General features: G+C 59.2%; 17 protein-coding genes and 1 pseudogene. 9 read left to right on the top strand and 9 right to left on the bottom strand.

Annotated features, from left to right (window positions below):
* Positions 1–50: 50 nt before the first annotated feature.
* Both earP and AB4N82_RS01695 read left to right on the top strand, forming a co-directional pair.
* Positions 51–1,184 (top strand): elongation factor P maturation arginine rhamnosyltransferase EarP, encoded by a 1,134-nt coding sequence (earP, locus tag AB4N82_RS01700; RefSeq protein WP_122764964.1) that lies wholly within the window; start codon positions 51–53, stop codon positions 1,182–1,184.
* A gap of 49 nt (positions 1,185–1,233) precedes the next feature.
* Positions 1,234–1,806, top strand: a complete 573-nt coding sequence (locus tag AB4N82_RS01695; protein WP_032889016.1) for an elongation factor P — start codon at positions 1,234–1,236, stop codon at positions 1,804–1,806.
* Between the two features lie 62 nt (positions 1,807–1,868).
* On the opposite strand, the gene AB4N82_RS01690 is transcribed toward AB4N82_RS01695, so the two are convergent.
* From AB4N82_RS01690 to AB4N82_RS01680, 3 genes and pseudogenes are all read right to left on the bottom strand, one after another.
* Positions 1,869–2,288 (bottom strand): organic hydroperoxide resistance protein, encoded by a 420-nt coding sequence (locus tag AB4N82_RS01690; protein ID WP_032889018.1) that lies wholly within the window; start codon positions 2,286–2,288, stop codon positions 1,869–1,871.
* A gap of 143 nt (positions 2,289–2,431) precedes the next feature.
* A complete protein-coding gene (locus AB4N82_RS01685; protein WP_122764965.1) occupies positions 2,432–2,884 on the bottom strand; it encodes a MarR family transcriptional regulator in 453 nt (150 codons plus the stop codon).
* A gap of 78 nt (positions 2,885–2,962) precedes the next feature.
* Positions 2,963–3,911: pseudogene (locus tag AB4N82_RS01680) on the bottom strand (LysR family transcriptional regulator).
* 108 nt (positions 3,912–4,019) lie between these two features.
* Here AB4N82_RS01680 and AB4N82_RS01675 point away from each other — a divergent pair.
* Entirely contained in the window at positions 4,020–4,769 is a 750-nt protein-coding gene (locus AB4N82_RS01675; RefSeq protein ID WP_122764966.1) for a sulfite exporter TauE/SafE family protein, read from the top strand.
* On the opposite strand, the gene AB4N82_RS01670 is transcribed toward AB4N82_RS01675, so the two are convergent.
* The gene (locus tag AB4N82_RS01670; protein ID WP_032889029.1) at positions 4,759–5,613 is read right to left on the bottom strand and encodes a LysR family transcriptional regulator; all 855 of its coding nucleotides are present in this window, start codon (positions 5,611–5,613) and stop codon (positions 4,759–4,761) included. The genes AB4N82_RS01675 and AB4N82_RS01670 overlap by 11 nt on opposite strands.
* Before the next feature lie 96 nt (positions 5,614–5,709).
* Here AB4N82_RS01670 and AB4N82_RS01665 point away from each other — a divergent pair, with 96 nt between their 5' ends.
* Together AB4N82_RS01665 and AB4N82_RS01660 are read left to right on the top strand one after the other, a co-directional pair.
* Complete coding sequence (locus AB4N82_RS01665) at positions 5,710–5,916, top strand: DUF1127 domain-containing protein (RefSeq protein ID WP_233896991.1); 207 nt, start codon at positions 5,710–5,712, stop codon at positions 5,914–5,916.
* Positions 5,917–5,961: 45 nt separating this feature from the next.
* Positions 5,962–7,194: a winged helix-turn-helix domain-containing protein gene (locus tag AB4N82_RS01660; RefSeq protein WP_122764967.1), complete on the top strand. Its 1,233-nt coding sequence runs from the start codon at positions 5,962–5,964 to the stop codon at positions 7,192–7,194.
* 96 nt (positions 7,195–7,290) lie between these two features.
* On the opposite strand, the gene AB4N82_RS01655 is transcribed toward AB4N82_RS01660, so the two are convergent.
* A complete protein-coding gene (locus AB4N82_RS01655; protein ID WP_032889037.1) occupies positions 7,291–8,637 on the bottom strand; it encodes a class II 3-deoxy-7-phosphoheptulonate synthase in 1,347 nt (448 codons plus the stop codon).
* A gap of 124 nt (positions 8,638–8,761) precedes the next feature.
* Here AB4N82_RS01655 and AB4N82_RS01650 point away from each other — a divergent pair, with 124 nt between their 5' ends.
* Positions 8,762–9,517, top strand: a complete 756-nt coding sequence (locus AB4N82_RS01650; RefSeq protein WP_032889040.1) for a spermidine synthase — start codon at positions 8,762–8,764, stop codon at positions 9,515–9,517.
* A 115-nt stretch (positions 9,518–9,632) separates the two neighbouring features.
* Here the strand turns inward: AB4N82_RS01650 and AB4N82_RS01645 are convergent, their stop codons facing one another.
* Complete coding sequence (locus AB4N82_RS01645) at positions 9,633–10,424, bottom strand: crotonase/enoyl-CoA hydratase family protein (RefSeq protein ID WP_122765329.1); 792 nt, start codon at positions 10,422–10,424, stop codon at positions 9,633–9,635.
* Positions 10,425–10,846: 422 nt separating this feature from the next.
* Between AB4N82_RS01645 and AB4N82_RS01640 the strand changes: the two genes are divergently transcribed.
* A complete protein-coding gene (locus AB4N82_RS01640) occupies positions 10,847–12,520 on the top strand; it encodes a DEAD/DEAH box helicase (protein ID WP_027606997.1) in 1,674 nt (557 codons plus the stop codon).
* 86 nt (positions 12,521–12,606) lie between these two features.
* Here the strand turns inward: AB4N82_RS01640 and AB4N82_RS01635 are convergent, their stop codons facing one another.
* On the bottom strand, positions 12,607–13,374 hold the full coding sequence (locus tag AB4N82_RS01635; protein WP_032889047.1) for a DODA-type extradiol aromatic ring-opening family dioxygenase: 768 nt from the start codon (positions 13,372–13,374) through the stop codon (positions 12,607–12,609).
* Between the two features lie 105 nt (positions 13,375–13,479).
* On the opposite strand from AB4N82_RS01635, the gene AB4N82_RS01630 reads away from it, so the two are divergent.
* The gene (locus AB4N82_RS01630) at positions 13,480–14,136 is read left to right on the top strand and encodes a thiopurine S-methyltransferase (RefSeq protein ID WP_032889050.1); all 657 of its coding nucleotides are present in this window, start codon (positions 13,480–13,482) and stop codon (positions 14,134–14,136) included.
* A gap of 58 nt (positions 14,137–14,194) precedes the next feature.
* On the opposite strand, the gene htpX is transcribed toward AB4N82_RS01630, so the two are convergent.
* Positions 14,195–15,082 carry a protease HtpX gene (htpX, locus tag AB4N82_RS01625; RefSeq protein WP_032889053.1) on the bottom strand — a complete coding sequence of 296 codons (888 nt, stop codon included), beginning with the start codon at positions 15,080–15,082 and terminating at the stop codon, positions 14,195–14,197.
* Positions 15,083–15,385: 303 nt separating this feature from the next.
* A complete protein-coding gene (locus AB4N82_RS01620) occupies positions 15,386–16,597 on the bottom strand; it encodes a pyridoxal phosphate-dependent aminotransferase (RefSeq protein ID WP_032889055.1) in 1,212 nt (403 codons plus the stop codon).
* 202 nt (positions 16,598–16,799) lie between these two features.
* On the opposite strand from AB4N82_RS01620, the gene msrB reads away from it, so the two are divergent.
* The gene (gene msrB / locus AB4N82_RS01615; RefSeq protein WP_032889057.1) at positions 16,800–17,192 is read left to right on the top strand and encodes a peptide-methionine (R)-S-oxide reductase MsrB; all 393 of its coding nucleotides are present in this window, start codon (positions 16,800–16,802) and stop codon (positions 17,190–17,192) included.
* The last annotated feature ends 117 nt before the right edge of the window (positions 17,193–17,309 follow it).

Genomic DNA, 17,309 nt, shown 5'->3' with positions numbered 1-17,309 from the left:
CATCGGCGCATTTATGCGGACAATCGAGCCTTTGAGCGTTGGAGCCCGGAATGAAAGCCCGCTGGGATATTTTTTGCAGCGTTGTCGATAACTTCGGCGACATCGGCGTGACTTGGCGGCTGGCCCGGCAATTGGTGGTGGAGCATGGCTGCGAGGTGCGCTTGTGGGTTGATGACCTGCGGGCCTTCGAACGCATGTGCCCCGAGGTGGATGTGCAGCGGGAGCAACAGTGGCAGGAGGGCGTTGATGTACACCACTGGCCACCCCAATGGTCTCCAACTCCTGCCGGAGATGTGGTGATTGCCGCTTTCGCCTGCCAGTTACCGCCTGAGTATATGGAAGCCATGGCCGAGCGTGAGCGCACGCCGTTGTGGATGAACCTGGATTACCTCAGTGCCGAGGACTGGGTGGTGGGCTGCCATCGCCTGCCGTCGGTGAAGTTCAAGGGAGTACAGAAGTACTTCTTTTTCCCCGGCTTCCGACCTGGTACTGGCGGTTTGCTCCGTGAGGCGGGGTTGCTGGAAAAGCGTCATGCTTATCAACTGGATGTCGCTGCGCAGCGACAATTCCTGCAAACCTTGGGTGTGATTCCGGATGATGGTGCGCGGCTGTTCTCACTGTTTGCCTACGAAAACGCTGGTCTCGCCGGATGGCTGGACGTCTTATCGACGGACGGGCGTGCCACTCATCTATTGGTGCCGGAGGGCCGCATCCTCGGTGACGTACAGCGCTGGCTCGGTGTAGGAGGGCTCGTCGCGGGCGATATTCATCAACGTAAGTCTCTGACCGTGCAGGTGCTGCCGTTCGTGCGTCAGGAGCAATATGACCACCTGCTGTGGTGCTGTGACTTTAACGCAGTGCGCGGTGAAGACTCGTTCGTCCGCGCCCAATGGGCGGGGCGCCCGTTGCTGTGGCACATCTACCGCCAGGACGAAGACATACACCTCGACAAGCTAGATGCCTTCCTGGAGTTGTACACCGCCGCCTTATCACCGGCCGCGAAGGCGGCGTTGGTCGCGCTTTGGCAGGCTTGGAACACCGAGGGTGACATGGCACAGCCGTGGAAAAAATTGTTGGAGCACTGGCCGGAAGTCACTCAACACGCCGAAACGTGGTGTCTGGAACAGGGCTTGCAGGCTGATCTTGCGACGGCGCTGGTACAGTTTTATGAAAGTTGGATATGATACGCCACCTTGATTTTTGTAAATCCCATCCAAATTTCGGATATATGCAATGAAAACTGGTAAAGAACTGAAACCCGGTACAGTGATCCGTCTCGAAAACGACCCTTGGCTGGTTCAGAAAGCTGAGTTCACCAAGTCTGGTCGTAACAGCGCAATCATGAAGACCAAGCTGAAGAACCTGCTGACCGGTTACAAGACCGAGATCGTCTACAGCGCCGATGACAAACTGGACGACGTAATCCTCGACCGCAAAGAAGCGACCCTGTCCTTCATCAGCGGCGACACCTACACGTTCATGGACACCACTGACTACACCATGTACGAGCTGAACGCTGAAGACATCGAAGCCGTTCTGCCGTTCGTGGAAGAAGGTATGGAAGATATCTGCGAAGCGATCTTCTTCGAAGAGCGTTTGGTTTCCGTTGAACTGCCAACCACTATCGTGCGTAAAGTTGCCTACACCGAAGGCTCCGCTCGCGGCGACACTTCGGGCAAGGTGATGAAGCCTGCCAAGCTGGCTAACGGTACCGAGCTGCAAGTAGCTGATTTCATCGAAATCGACGACCTGATCGAGATCGACACCCGCGAAGGCGGTTCGTACAAAGGCCGCGCCAAGAAGTAATTCTGGCTCCGCCCATAAAAAAACCCGACTTCACGTCGGGTTTTTTTATGGGCGGGTGTTTTTCATACGGTTACATGCAGGCGCACATCGACGTTGCCACGGGTGGCGTTGGAGTACGGGCAGACTTGGTGAGCCGCATCGACCAGGCTTTGCGCGTCATCCTGGGCCAGGCCTGGCAGGCTGATGTGCAGGTCGATGTCCAAGCCGAAACCGCCGGGGATCTGGCCGATGCCTACGTGGGCAGTGATCGAGACGTCGTCCGGGATTTTGCGTTTGGTCTGGCTGGCAACGAATTTCAGCGCGCCGATAAAGCAGGCCGAGTAGCCAGCAGCGAACAGTTGTTCCGGGTTAGTGGCTTGGCCACCGGCGCCGCCCAGCTCTTTAGGCGTGGAGAGCTTAACGTCGAGAATGTTATCGCTGGAAACAGCGCGACCATCACGTCCGCCGGTGGCGGTGGCTACTGCGGTGTAGAGAGTTTGCATGGTGTCGTCCTCGGTCTAGTGTTTCGCAAAATATTTGCGCGCTAATTAGTTTGTGGGGCAAATGTATAGCGCTAATGTTTAGCGCGCAAGATAATTTTTGAAATGTTTTCCGGGGAGTGCTGCAAGTCAATGCGTGAGGGTGGCTAAACGGCGCCTTGCAGGTTACTGCGCAACGCAATCAGATCAGCTTGCAGCTTGCGCAACTGCTCCAATTCCAAACCGCTGGCCCCGAGGATGCACTGCGGAATACCCATTGCCTTGTCCTGCAAGGCATGTCCCGCGGCAGTCAATTCCACCACCACCACCCGTTCATCTTCGCGGCTGCGGGTGCGGCTGAGAAGGCCTTCGGCCTCCAGGCGCTTGAGTAGTGGCGTCAGTGAGCCAGGGTCCGTCAGCAGGCGGCTGCTGATTTCGCCGACAGTCAAACCGTCCTCTTCCCACAGCACCATCATGGCTAAGTACTGCGGGTACGTCAGGCCGAGAGCTTGCAGCAGAGGCTTGTAGACCTTGGTCATAAGCAATGAAGTGGAGTGCAAGGCGAAACACAGCTGGTTATTCAGCATCAGGGATTCGCACGGATCAGGGTTTTTGCTCATGGCGGTGCCTTAAAAACGTGTATGGGCTGAAATCTAGCGGGCAAATCTTTAATGCGCCAGATAATTCGGTCCAGGCGCTCAGACCAGGCCGCTCTGTAGCGCCAGATCCCATGGCGGCACTGGACTGAAACGGGATTTGAGGTACTCCAGCAGCAAGCGGCTGCGCGCGTTGGCCTGCTGTTCCAGTCGCAGCGCATAGATTCCGGTGGTTTCCGGGCTGGGTAGGCCATCTTCGCAAAACAGCGGCAGCAACTCGCCGCGCACCAGGTATTCGCTGGCCAGCCAAGTGGGCAGGTGGGCGATGCCCAACCCGGCCAACGCGCCTGAGAGCAGCGCTTCGGCATTGTTGGCGCTCATTCGGATGCGCCGCGGGCGATAGGTTGCGCGGCGCCCGTCCAACTCGAAGCGCCACGCGAACATCGGCGCCAGGCCATCCCAGTCCAAGCCGTCATGGTCACTCAACTCGGGGATGTGTCGGCGTGCCGCGGCTTTTGAGGTAGGCGGGACTGGCGCAGGCGATGCGCACGATGCTGGCCAAGGGCGTGGCGATCAACCGGGTGTCGACGATATGCCCGGCCCGCAGTACCAGATCGACCTTGCCCAAGTGCGCACCCTGCATATCCACAAAACTGTCGATCAGATGCAGGTGCACGTCCAGGCCGGGGTAGACCTTCAGAAAGTCCGCAATCACCGGTGCCAGATGCCGTCGACCAAACGCCGCGGGCGCATCCACGCGGATCAAGCCTTCCGGCGCATGGCTCAGGGACACCGCTTCGGCGCGCGCCAGTTGCAATTCGCTGACAATCCGCCGCGCCCGCTCGGCAAACGCCAGGCCAGCGGGCGTCGGCACTACCGCATGAGTGCTGCGTTGGAACAAGCGGCTACCCACTGAGCTTTCCAGGCTGTCGATGCGCCGCGCCACCGCGGAGGGCGTCAGTGGGTGGCGGCGTGCAGCTGCGGAAAAGCTGCCGGTTTCGAGGACATCTAGAAACAGGCTCAACTGATCAGTGAGGGTATTGGGGTTCATGGCTGAGTGCTTGTGCAAAATTGGCACAGCCATTGTGCGTTGCTGTGCGTTTCCGCGCCAGGGCCGACTGCGTAGCATGCAGAGCCTGGGATTGTGGAGTAATGAGCGGTGTGGGATTTAGCGATGTACCTGGTGCTGGGCGCTGCCTTGGGCACGGTGGGCGGGTTGTTTGGCATTGGCGGTGGGCTGATTGCGATCCCGGTGCTCGGCGTATTGTTTGGCCTGGATCAACAAATTGCTCAGGGCACCGCGCTGGTGATGGTAGTGCCAAATGTGATGCTCGCCCTGTGGCGTTACCACCAGCGCAACCGAATTGAACTGCGTCACGCGCTGCCGCTTGGGACTATGGGTTTCAGCTTTGCCTGGCTGGGCTCGATCTGGGCGGTAGGCCTTGATGCCGGCGCGATGCGGATTGGCTTTATTGCCTTTCTGGTGGCGTTGTCGGCCTACAACCTGCTCCGCATGTTCACCCGCAACGCGCCGCCGACCGCGCAAATGCGTTATTCCTGGCCCTGGCTCGGGGTGCTGGGCGCCGTATCCGGCTCCATGGGCGGCCTGTTTGGTGTCGGCGGCGCGGTGGTCGCCACTCCGGTGCTGACCAGTGTGTTCGGCACCACCCAAGTAGTCGCTCAAGGCTTGTCCCTGGCCTTGGCTTTGCCCAGCACGGGTGTGACCCTCGTCACCTACGCCTGGCACCACGAAGTGGACTGGATGATCGGCATACCCCTGGCGGTCGGTGGCCTGCTGAGTATCAGTTGGGGCGTGAAAGTTGCCCACGCATTACCCGAGCGCCTGTTGCGTGGCCTGTTCTGCGGTTTCCTGGTGGTGTGTGCCGTGATGCTGACCTTTAAAGTCTGAAGCCTTCCAGGATGTACTCGGCCAGGCACTCGGTGATTGGCGAGGTGATTTGCGGATTGCGCAGCAAGTGCAGATTCATCGAGGGCAGCGGTGGGAAACCCTCGTCGCTGCCGAGTACGCGCAAGTCTTCAGTCACCAGGCTTTCCATGCAGATCATCGCGGCCAGGCCGGCACTCACCACCGCCTGGATAGCCGCCACGTTGGTGCTGTGGTACGCCAGGCGATAGTCTCGGCCGGAAGCATCCAGAGCGGCGCGGGTCCACTGTGTATACAGGCAGTCGGCACCGGAGACTGCCAGGGGCACGGCATCGTGGTCCTCCACGCAAAAGCAGGGCGCTGCTGCCCAGACCATCCGTTCAGTGCGCAACAGTTCGCCGATTTCTTTGCCAGGTTCGCGGCTGATTACCGTCAGTGCCAGGTCGCGTCGCTGCATCAGCACCGTTGACGACTCGCAATGCAGTTCGATTTGGATCAGCGGGTACGCTTTGGAAAATTGCTTGAGGATTCCCGGAAGGAAGCGCATTACGTAGTCGTCCGGCGTGCCGATCCGTACCAGCCCCACCATATGCGGCTCGCGCAGGGTGTTGAACACCTCGCTATGCAGTTTCAGGATTCGCCGCGCATAACCCAACAGTACTTGGCCTTCGGGCGTCAGGCGCACCTGCCTGCCGTCGCGCTCGAATAGTTTGCGCTGCAACACGTCTTCTTCGAGGCGCTTCATCTGCATGCTCACCGCCGATTGAGTGCGGTTGACCAGTTCGCCAGCGCGGGTAAAACCGCCTTGGTCGGCGATGGCGACGAAGGTGCGCAGCACTTCAGTGTCGATGCTTGGGTAGCTGGACATTGATCAATCCCAGAGATGTATTGCATAAGAAACATTCGTTGGATTGATCATAGTGCCACGCACACACTGACGTCATCCCCAAGGGAGGGCGAGAAGATGAAAGGTCAGAATGGTTTTGCGTTGATGGCGAAGTGGCCGTTTGCCGGGTTGTTTCAAACCGTAGCCCGTTGGCAAGCATTGCACGAAGAGCGCCGAATGCTGGCGAGCATGAGCGATGAAGCGCTCAAGGACATCGGCCTTAGCCGCGCTGATGTGGAGCAGGAGAGCCATCTGCACTTCTGGGAAGACCCGCTGCGAAAATGACTCCGGATGCAGTAGGGTAGGTCGCGCGCCTTCAAGGAGATTCCCATGCCCGCCGACCAGTCTTTTTCCCTCAAGCAAGCTCGACGCATGGCGCTGGCGGCCCAAGGTTTTTCCGGGCGCCAGCCCCCTGCAGAGATCAAGTCCGCGCACCTCAATCGACTGATCGAACGCCTCGGTGTATTGCAGATTGATTCGGTCAACGCTGTGGTGCGTTCCCATTACCTTCCGCTGTTTTCCCGTCTGGGTCGCTATTCTCCTTTACTGCTTGAGCAGGCCGCTTGGAGCCAGGGCCGGCGGCGTTCGCTCTTCGAATATTGGGGGCATGAAGCCTCGCTGTTGCCCATGGCGATGTACCCCTTGATGGGTTGGCGCATGGCGCGGGCGCAGCAGGGGCAAGGCATTTATTCGCAGATGGCGCGTTTCGGAAGGGAGCAGCAGTCCATCATTCAGCGTGTGCTGAAGACCGTCGAACAGCAAGGCGCCCTCGGTGCCGGTAGCCTGTCCACCCGCGAAGAGCGCGCAGGTCCCTGGTGGGACTGGAGTAATGAAAAGCACGCGCTTGAATGGTTGTTCGCCGCCGGCCTGGTGACCGTTGCCGGTCGTCGTGGTTTCGAGCGCCTTTACGACTTGCCCGAGCGCGTTATCCCTGGCGATATCCTTAAGCAAGCCCCGTTGACTGAAGCCGAGGCCCAGCGCGGCTTGTTGTTGCACAGCGCCACCGCCTTGGGGGTGGGCACCGAAAAAGACCTGCGTGATTACTTCCGCCTCGATCCCGCCGATAGTCGCAAGCGTCTGGCCGAACTGGTCGAAGAGGGGCAATTGCTGGTGTGCGAGGTGCAAGGCTGGAAGCAACTGGCTTACTGCCTGCCAGAACCGAAAGTGCCGCGCAAAGTATCGGTGAGTGCGCTGCTGTCGCCGTTCGATTCGCTGATTTGGGAGCGCAGCCGCACAGAGCGCCTGTTCGATTTCCGTTACCGGCTTGAGATCTACACCCCGCAAGATAAACGGGTGTATGGCTATTACGTGCTGCCGTTTATGCACAACGAACGTATTGCCGCGCGGGTGGACCTGCGAGCGGAGCGCGCCAACGGGCGTTTGGCGGTGCATGCGGTGCACGAGGAAGAGCCGGGGTTGGATGATGAAGGGATGCTTGCGCTTGCGCTGAACCTGCGGCAGATGGCCGATTGGTTGGGGCTGGAACAGGTACAGCTCAATTGCCAGCGCCCGAGCGCCGCTCGGTTGCGGCTTGCGATGCTCAATGGCGGCGCTGGTTTCTAGGGCGCCATCGGGAGCAAGCGCCCTCCCACATTTGGAATGCGTTTCCCTGTGGGAGGGGGCTTGCTCCCGATGGCGTCAATTCTGCCAACTAAAATTTCAGCGTTTGACTTGCTTCAGCGTTTCGGCAATCAGGAACGCCAACTCCAGCGACTGATCGGCATTCATCCTAGGGTCGCAATGGGTGTGGTAGCGGTCCGACAAGCCATCTTCGGTGATCGGGCGCGCGCCGCCGATGCACTCTGTGACGTTCTGCCCGGTCATCTCGATATGAATCCCGCCGGCATAGCTGCCCTCGGCCTGGTGCACCTGGAAGAACTCCTTCACTTCGCCGAGGATCTGCGCAAAGTCGCGGGTCTTGTAGCCGCTGCTGGCCTTGATGGTGTTCCCGTGCATCGGGTCCGAGCTCCACAGTACCTGCTTGCCCTCGCGCTGCACGGCGCGGATCAGGTTGGGTAGATGGTCGCCGACCTTGCCTGCGCCCATGCGCGCGATCAGGTTCAGGCGGCCCGGATCGTTGTTCGGATTGAGGATGTCGATCAGGCGGATAAGATCCTCCGGGTTCATGCTCGGGCCGACCTTGACGCCGATCGGGTTGTTCACCCCGCGCAGGAATTCGACGTGAGCGCCATCCAACTGACGGGTGCGGTCGCCGATCCACAGCATGTGGGCCGAGCAGTCGTAATAGTCGTTGGTCAGACTGTCGCGACGCACGAAGGCTTGTTCGTAGTTGAGCAGCAGCGCTTCATGGGCGGTGAAAAAGCTCGTTTCGCGCAACTGCGGCGAGCTGTCCATGCCGCAGGCGCGCATAAAGGCCAGGGTCTCGTCGATGCGGTTTGCCAGTTGGCTGTACTTCTCGGCCAGGGCGGAGTTGGCGATAAAGTCCAGGTTCCACTGGTGCACCTGATGCAGGTCGGCGAAACCGCCCTGGGCGAAGGCGCGCAGCAGGTTGAGGGTAGCGGTGGATTGGTGATACGACTGCAGCAGGCGGTCCGGATCGGGTACACGGCTTTTTTCGTCGAAGCCGATGCCGTTGACGATATCGCCACGGTAGGCGGGCAGGGTGATGCCGTCGATGGTCTCATCGTTGGCCGAGCGCGGCTTGGCGAACTGGCCGGCCATGCGCCCGACTTTCACCACTGGGCAGCCGGCGGCGAAGGTCATCACAATCGCCATCTGCAACAACACCTTGAAGGTGTCGCGGATTTTCGCGGCGGAAAACTCGACGAAACTCTCGGCGCAGTCGCCGCCTTGTAACAGGAAGGCGCGACCCTGGGTCACTTCGGCAAACTGGCGGCGCAACTCGCGGGCTTCCCCGGCAAACACCAGCGGCGGGTAGCTGGCCAGACTCTGCTCCACCCGCAACAGGTGTGCAGCGTCCGGGTACTGGGGTTGTTGCTGGATCGGCAGGGCGCGCCAGCTGTCGGGGCTCCAGGGTTGGCTCATCATGAACTCGATTGGCTGATTGACGGTCGGGCGCCAATGTTATCAGCAATTAGTGCGTGACCTGCTGCTGCCGGTTGGCCGACAATCGCGCCTTTGCCGTACAGCAAACCCGTTAGGAGTAGTGATGACAGAGGAGCGTGTCGAGCGCCTGCTCGCCGAAGTTCATGATGACTTCGGCATGATCCGTGTGCTCGAAGTGGCCGATTACCGGTTTCTCGAATTCGGCGACGCCATTGAGCAAAGCTGCGTGTTCACTGCAGATCCGAGCTGGCTGGAGTACGACTACACCCGCGCGATGCTGATCGGCGCGTTGTGCCATGAACAGCCGGAGAGCGCCTTGTTCCTCGGTCTGGGCGCCGGTACGTTGACCCAGGCGTGCCTCAAGTTCCTCCCGCTGGAAGACGTCGAAGCCATCGAGCTGCGCCCCGATGTGCCGCGCCTGGCCATTGAGTACCTGGGGCTGGACGATGATCCGCGCCTGTACATCCGCATCGGCGACGCCCTGGAGTTGCTGGAGACCGCTGAATCGGCGGACTTGATTTTCGTCGACCTCTATACCGATGTCGGCCCCGGCGTTGGGCACCTGGCGTGGACCTTCCTGGAAAACTGCCAGAAGAAACTCAACCCCGGCGGCTGGCTGGTGATCAATCAGTGGGCGACTGACGACGGCAAACCGCTGGGCGCGGCGTTGTTGCGTGGGTTGTATCACCGGCACTACTGGGAACTGCCGGTGAAGGAGGGCAATGTGATTTTGCTGGTACCTTCGGAGCTGGATCAGGAGCTGGATCTTGACGCCCTTTCTACTCGGGCTGAGTTGTTGGCGCCGCGTCTGGGGTATTCGTTGCAGCCCTTGATCAAGGCGATTCGGCCGGCTACGTAGTCGCCTGTACCGACGCCATCGGGGGCGAGTCGAATCGTCGCACCGCACGTCCCACACTTGGAACTCATTTCAAATGTGGGAGGGAGCTTGCCCCGATGGCGTCGGTATAGGCGACTCAAATGCCCTTGAATACCCCCGGCCGCTTCTCGACCATCGCGCGCAGGCCTTCCTTGGCATCCTCGCTGTTCAGCAATTTATCCACCATCGGCGGCAGCGCAGCGGCCGCAACGGTTTCGCCTTCCACACGCGCCAGGCGGGCCGACATCAAGGTGGCCTGGACGCCAAGCGGCGCCTGGCGCGCGATGCGACTGGCCAGTTCGATGGCGCGGGGCAGCAGGTCTTCACTGGCCATTACTTCCTGCACCAAACCCAGGCGCAGGGCTTCATGGGCGTCGAACTCGTCGCCGGTCAGCAGCCAGCGCATGGCGTTGCCCCAGCCGGCGATCTGATGAAAGCGCAATGTCGCACCGCCAAACGGAAAGATCCCGCGCTGTACTTCCATCTGCGCAAAGCGGGTATTACTCGCACACAGGTTGATATTTGCCGCGAGCATCAACTCGATACCAATGGTGAGGCAGTAGCCCTGGGCGGCGACGATCACCGGTTTACTGACCCTGGGGCCTGCGAAAACGCCCCAGGGATCACAGCCTCCCAGCGGCGGTTGCCAGCCGCCCGCCATTACCCCGCTGACATTGGCCAGGTCCAAGCCGGCGGTGAAGTGGTCGCCATGGGCAAATACTACGGCCACTCGTGCGTCATCGTTTCGATCAAATTCGCCATAAGCCAAGCTCAGCTCATTGAGCAAATCCAGGTCGAAGGCGTTGCGCTTGGCCACCCGGTCCAGGCCCAACAGCAGGACATGGCCCTGGAGTTCACGGCTGACGCGGCTGCTGCTGGCGTGATTCATTGCGTGTGCCCTCGGGTGGAGAGAAGGGTTTCAGACCAAAGGTCTTGGTCTAAGGGTGAATCGTTTAAGCCTTATGACCAACAGGGCCGGGCCTTTGAAAAATAGACCCTGGCAGAGTTATCTGCAAAGACTGTGACGCAGCACGGTTTATCGGTGCTTTGCGATAAAAAAAGCTCCCTTTTTCAAGTATTTCCGGTATAGTGCGCGCCGGCCTTTAACCGGGCCGCGTTTAGGTAGCGCAATTCCCCGAAGTCAGCTTCGGCTGCATGTCCGCACAGCGGACTCTTCCTTAACGAATCTTTTTCATTCATTCGTTTTCGCAAATCCCCGCCGACAAAGCAGCCAGGGCGACTCTTGAGTCTCAACACGGCATGCGCAGCTTTGGAGCATGGGTCTTTGCGGATGCACTTAGAGGCAGACCCATGACCCAGGAAACCGGCGGCTTCGCCGCTTTTAATCTTAACCCGAACATTCTTGCTGCCGTCATTGCGACCGGCTACGAAGAACCTTCGGCGATTCAGCAGCAATCGATCCCGATCATCATGGCCGGCCAAGACATGATTGGCCAGGCGCAAACCGGTACCGGTAAAACCGCCGCGTTCGCCCTGCCTATCCTGCACTGCATCGATCCTGCCAAGCGCGAGCCGCAAGCCCTGATCCTGGCGCCAACCCGTGAGTTGGCGCTGCAAGTAGCAACCGCTTTTGAAACCTACGCCAAGCAAATGCCGGGCGTTACCGTTGTTGCCGTTTACGGCGGCGCGCCGATGGGCCCGCAACTGAAAGCCATCCGTAATGGCGCTCAGATCGTCGTGGCTACCCCAGGCCGTCTGTGCGACCACCTGCGTCGCGACGAAAAAGTACTGTCGACCGTGAACCACCTGGTTCTCGACGAAGCTGACGAAATGTTGAAGCTGGGCTTCATGGATGACCTGGAAGTCATCTTCAAGGCACTGCCACCGACCCGTCAGACCGTACTGTTCTCGGCCACCCTGCCACAGTCGATCCGTGCCATTGCCGAGCGCCATCTGCGCGATCCGCAACACGTGAAGATCCAGACCAAGACTCAGACCGTTACCGCGATCGAACAGGCTCACCTGTTGGTTCACGCTGACCAGAAGACCTCGGCTGTATTGAGCCTGCTGGAAGTCGAAGACTTCGACGCCTTGATCATGTTCGTGCGCACCAAGCAAGCGACCCTGGACTTGGCCAGTGCCCTGGAAGCCAAAGGCTATAAAGCCGCTGCGCTGAACGGTGACATTGCCCAGAACCAACGTGAGCGCGTGATCGACTCCCTCAAGGATGGCCGTCTGGACATCGTTGTTGCGACCGACGTAGCGGCTCGTGGTCTCGACGTTCCGCGTATCACCCACGTGTTCAACGTTGACATGCCTTACGATCCAGAATCCTACGTTCACCGTATCGGCCGTACAGGCCGTGCCGGTCGCGAAGGTCGTGCACTGCTGCTGGTGACTCCACGTGAGCGCCGCATGCTGCAAGTGATCGAGCGCGTAACCGGTCAGAAAGTTGCCGAAGTCCGCCTGCCGGATGCCCAGGCCGTTCTCGATGCCCGCATCAAGAAACTGACCAACAGCCTGTCGCCTCTGGTGGCTGACGCTGAATCGACTCACGGCGACCTGCTGGACCGCCTGACCGCCGATATCGGTTGCACTCCACGTGCCCTGGCTGCTGCCCTGCTGCGCAAGGCTACAAACGGTCAGGCCCTGACCCTGGCAGCTATCGAGAAAGAGCGCCCACTGGTACCGAACAACGCGCCACGCGGTGATCGTCCAGAGCGTACCGGCGACCGTCCAGACCGTGGTGATCGTGAGCGTCGTGCTCCGGTTCCATTGGCTGAAGGTCGTGCTCGTTGCCGTACCGCGCTGGGCGCGCGTGATGGTATCGCTGCCAAGAACCTGCTGGGCGCTATCCTGAATGAGGGTGGCCTGGCACGTGAAGCAATCGGCCGTATCCAGGTCCGTGACAGTTTCTCCCTGGTGGAGCTGCCGGAAGACGGTCTGGAGAAGCTGCTGACCAAGCTGAAAGACACTCGCGTTGCCGGTAAGCAGTTGAAGCTGCGTCGCTACCGCGAAGATTGATCCGCCCTTGGGCTGATTGATCACACATAAAAAATCCCCGACTGGTTCGGGGATTTTTTTTGCCTCGCCGTTTTAACAATAAAGAGTTAGCCGAAGCGATAAATGTCCATGCCCAAGGCGCCCATGGTGAAGCCTTGGTGCGCGATGCTGAAGTCCCCCCCAGCCCCACGCGCAAAGTACAGCGGTAACAGATGTTCATCGCTTGGGTGGCTGCGCACGGCGTGGGGCGCTTGGCGCCGATAGTCGTGCAACGCGGCTTCATCGTTGGCAGCGAGCTTATCCACCACCCAATCCCGGAAGCCCCGCGCCCAAGGTTCGATGCTTTCAGGCCCTGCGTGCCAGTCCAGTTCGCCCAGATTATGCGTGATGCTGCCGGAACCGATCAGCAGTACGCCTTCCTCGCGCAAACTGGTCAATGCATGCCCGACTCGCGTCTGCAGGGCAGGGCCCATGCGGCTGGGCAAGGATACCTGCACGACTGGGATATCCGCCGCGGGGTACATCAGCGACAGAGGCACCCAGGTGCCATGGTCGAAGGGGCGCTGGTCGTCGATGCGTGCATTCAGTCCGTCGGCGCGCAGCAGCCCGACAATCTCTCCCGCCAACTGTGGGTTGCCCGGTGCGGGGTATTGCACGGCAAACAGCTCGCGGGGGAAGCCGCCGAAGTCGTGCCAGGTTTCGGGTGCGGCGCTGCCGCTGACCAGTAAATCGTGGCTTTCCCAATGTGCCGATACCACCACTATCGCCTTAGGGCGCGGCATTTCGGCAGCCAGGCGTTGCAAAGCCGGTCCGCTGGCGCCGGGTTGAAGGGCAAGCATGGGCGAACCGTGGGAGATAAACAGGCTGGGGAACATAAGAAGAGTCCTGAGCGTTAACATGTAGCCATCTTCAATCAGATCATTGATCTAAATCTAATATAAGTTTTAGCGCGTTTTGATCGAATTATCGGAGGTGATTCCATGGAGCCCAAGTTTTGGCAGGAGCGCTGGGCGAGAAACCAGCTCGGCTTTCATTTGCCTGAGGTTAATCCTTATTTGCAACGGCATTGGCCTTCGTTGGCGCTCGCGGAGGGCGCCAAGGTACTGGTGCCGCTGTGTGGCAAAAGCCTGGACCTGATGTGGCTGGCCACCCAGGGTCATCGGGTACTCGGCGTTGAGCTATCAGAACAGGCGGTTGAAGCCTTCTTCAGCGAGCAGAGCCTGACGCCGCGAATCACTCAGCGCGGTGTGTTCACGGTGTATCAGGCTGATTTGATCGAAGTGTGGTGCGGCGATTTCTTCGCTCTCGACGCTGAGGTTCTGGCTGATTGCACTGCGGTCTATGACCGTGCCGCTCTGATCGCCTTGCCGCCGTTGATGCGTTCGCAATACACCGAGCAGTTGAACAACATGGTACGTCCAGGCTGCCAGGGTTTGCTGATCACCCTCGACTACGACCAGACGCAAAAGGCAGGCCCACCGTTTGCGGTGACGGATGAAGAGGTAAAGGTGCTGTTGGGAGCACACTGGAGCCTGCAGGTGATCGAGAAGCAAGACATTCTGGGTGAGAGCTGGAAGTTCGTGCAGGACGGCGTCACGGGCTTGGACGAGCGGGTCTACAGAGTCGCGCGGGCATAAAACTGTGTCCACAAAAAAAGGGGCGATCTGATCGCCCCTTTTTTTGCATTACCAGGTATCAGCCCCGACGACGAAGCGCGTCAATACGCTCTTCCAGTGGTGGGTGGCTCATGAACATACGAGCCAAACCCTGTTTGATGCCGCCGTTGATGCCAAAGGCGGTCAGGCTGTCAGGCATATGCACTGGCAGGCCCTGTTCGGAACGCAAGCGTTGCAGCGCGCTGATCATTGCATTGGTGCCTGCCAGGCGCGCCCCGGCTTCGTCTGCGCGGAACTCTCGTTTGCGTGAGAACCACATCACGATCGCACTGGCCAGGAAGCCCAGCACCACTTCGGCAAAGATGGTCGCCACGAAGTAGGCGATACCGCGACCGCCTTCGTTCTTGAAGATTACTTTGTCCACAAAGTTACCGATAATCCGCGCAAAGAACATCACGAAGGTGTTGACCACACCCTGTACCAGCGCAAGGGTAATCATGTCGCCGTTGGCTACGTGACCAATTTCGTGCGCGAGTACTGCCTTTACTTCATCGGGTGAGAAGCGTTCGAGCAAGCCCTGACTGACGGCCACGAGCGCGTCGTTCTTATTCCAGCCCGTCGCAAAGGCATTGGCCTCATAAGCAGGGAAAATCCCGACTTCGGGCATTTTGATACCTGCTTCTTGAGACAACTGCTCCACGGTTTGCATCAGCCATTGTTCATGGCGAGTGCGTGGTTGGGTGATGACTTGGGTGCTGGTGCTCATCTTCGCCATCCACTTGGAGATGAACAGCGAGAACAGCGAGCCGGCAAAACCAAAGACCGCACAGAAAATCAGCAGCTGATTGAGGTTCAGATCAACCCCGTTGGCCGCCATGAACCCGTTGAAGCCGAAAAGGCTCAGGGTGATGCTGGCAATCAGCACGACCGCCAGGTTAGTGGCCAAGAACAGCAGGATGCGCATCATGGTTGTAGAGTTCTCCTCATGCTTAATATGTCGCGTACTGCGGGGTATATAAGGTGCGGCATGGGGTGATTCAACCGAGCGACTATTTCAAACTGTGTCCTACAGCCTGAATGTAGAGCTTTGAAGGGATTTTCCGACTAGGAATGTCACCAGAGATGCCCCACTTTTTGCCTCACAACCCTGCAATTATAGGGGGCACGTGGCTTGAGAGAGGCAAGTGCCATACAGAAAAAGGGCGAGATCAGAGAAGTGTTGCCAGATAATCGCCGTACGACCGAATGTCGGTCGTACAGCGCCATGCTACTACTGGCGATAGGTCTTGAGGAAATTGCCAATACGGCCAATCGCCATGTCCAAGTCATCTACGCGCGGCAAGGTCACCACGCGGAAGTGATCCGGCCACGGCCAGTTGAACGCGGTGCCCTGAACCACCAACAGCTTTTCCGACAGCAACAAGTCGAGCACGAACTTTTCGTCGTTGAGGATCGGGCATACCTTCGGGTCTATCCGTGGAAAAGCGTACAGCGCACCCATGGGTTTCACGCAGCTCACACCGGGGATCGCATTGAGCAGCTCCCACGTGCGGTTGCGTTGTTCCAGCAGGCGGCCCTGGGGCAGTACCAGGTCATTAATGCTTTGGTAGCCGCCCAGAGCGGTCTGGATCGCATGCTGGCTCGGTACGTTGGCACACAGGCGCATGTTGGCCAGCATGTCGATGCCTTCGATGTAGCTCTGGGCGTTGTGCTTGGGACCGGAGATGGCGATCCAGCCGGAGCGGAAACCCGCCACGCGGTAGGACTTGGACAGGCCGTTGAAGGTCAGGCACAACAGGTCCGGTGCCAGGGAGGCGGTGCATACGTGCACGGCGTCGTCGTAGAGGATCTTGTCGTAGATCTCGTCGGAAAATACCACCAGGTTGTGCTGGCGTGCCAGTTCCAGCATGCCCAGCAGCACTTCCTTGGAATACACCGCGCCGGTGGGGTTGTTCGGGTTGATGATCACCAGTGCCTTTGTGTTCGGAGTGATCTTGGCCTTGATGTCAGCCAGGTCCGGGAACCAGTCGGCGCCTTCGTCGCACAGGTAGTGCACCGGGTGGCCGCCGGCCAGTGTCACGGCTGCGGTCCACAGTGGATAGTCCGGTGCCGGTACCAGCACTTCGTCGCCATTGTTCAGCAGGGCCTGCATGGACATCACGATCAGTTCGGACACGCCATTGCCCAGGTAGATGTCTTCAATGCCGACGCCTTCCACCTGCTTCTGCTGGTAGTACTGCATCACCGCTTTACGCGCGCTGAACAGGCCTTTGGAGTCGCTGTAGCCCTGAGCGGTAGGCAGGTTGCGGATAACGTCCTGGAGGATTTCGTCCGGTGCTTCGAAACCAAAAGGCGCCGGATTGCCAATGTTCAGCTTGAGGATGCGATGACCTTCCTCTTCCAGGCGTTTGGCGTGCTTGAGCACTGGGCCGCGAATGTCGTAGCAGACGTTGGCGAGCTTGTTCGATTTGCTGACCTGCATGGCGATGTGATCCTGAAAATGAACGATCCAGACGGTGTGTGCACTACCGTACTGCGAATCCTGCGAGGCCCGCACCCATAAATACGTTTGAATGCCGATAGCGCGGGTGCCAGACTGGCGTTTTGAAGAGGCGCAATCATACGTGCCGCCTGATCCATGGAAAAGACACAGATCAGGCTTTTTCAGTTGCCGAGGTGTACCGATGGAAAAGTTGCAGAAAACCGTTGAAGAGTGGAAGGCCATGCTCGATCCGGAGCAGTACAACGTGTGCCGGCTGAAAGGCACCGAACGGCCTTTCAGCGGCAAGTACAACGGCACCAAGACCGACGGCGTTTACCACTGCATCTGCTGCAATGAGCCGCTGTTCGATTCCACCACCAAATTCGACTCCGGCTGCGGCTGGCCCAGCTTTTACGCGCCGATTGCCGACAGCGCGATGATCGAGATTCGTGATGTCAGCCACGGCATGATCCGTACCGAGGTAACCTGCGCAAAGTGTGACGCGCACCTGGGCCATGTGTTCCCGGATGGGCCGCCGCCGACCGGCCTGCGTTATTGCATCAATTCGGTGTGCCTGGACCTGGTCCCGCGTTAAGCCTGCGTGGTGAGGGAGCATCCTCCCTCACCACGTGCGCCCATAACGGATCATCAGTTTGATCAATTCAATTGCACACAATTAAATTGCCTACTATGTTTCTACTTCTTTCCGCTT

This window comes from Pseudomonas sp. H1_D04 (assembly GCF_054683855.1).
The sequence above is the reverse complement of the archived record's forward strand: the minus strand, read 5'-3'. Positions and strand labels throughout refer to the sequence as shown.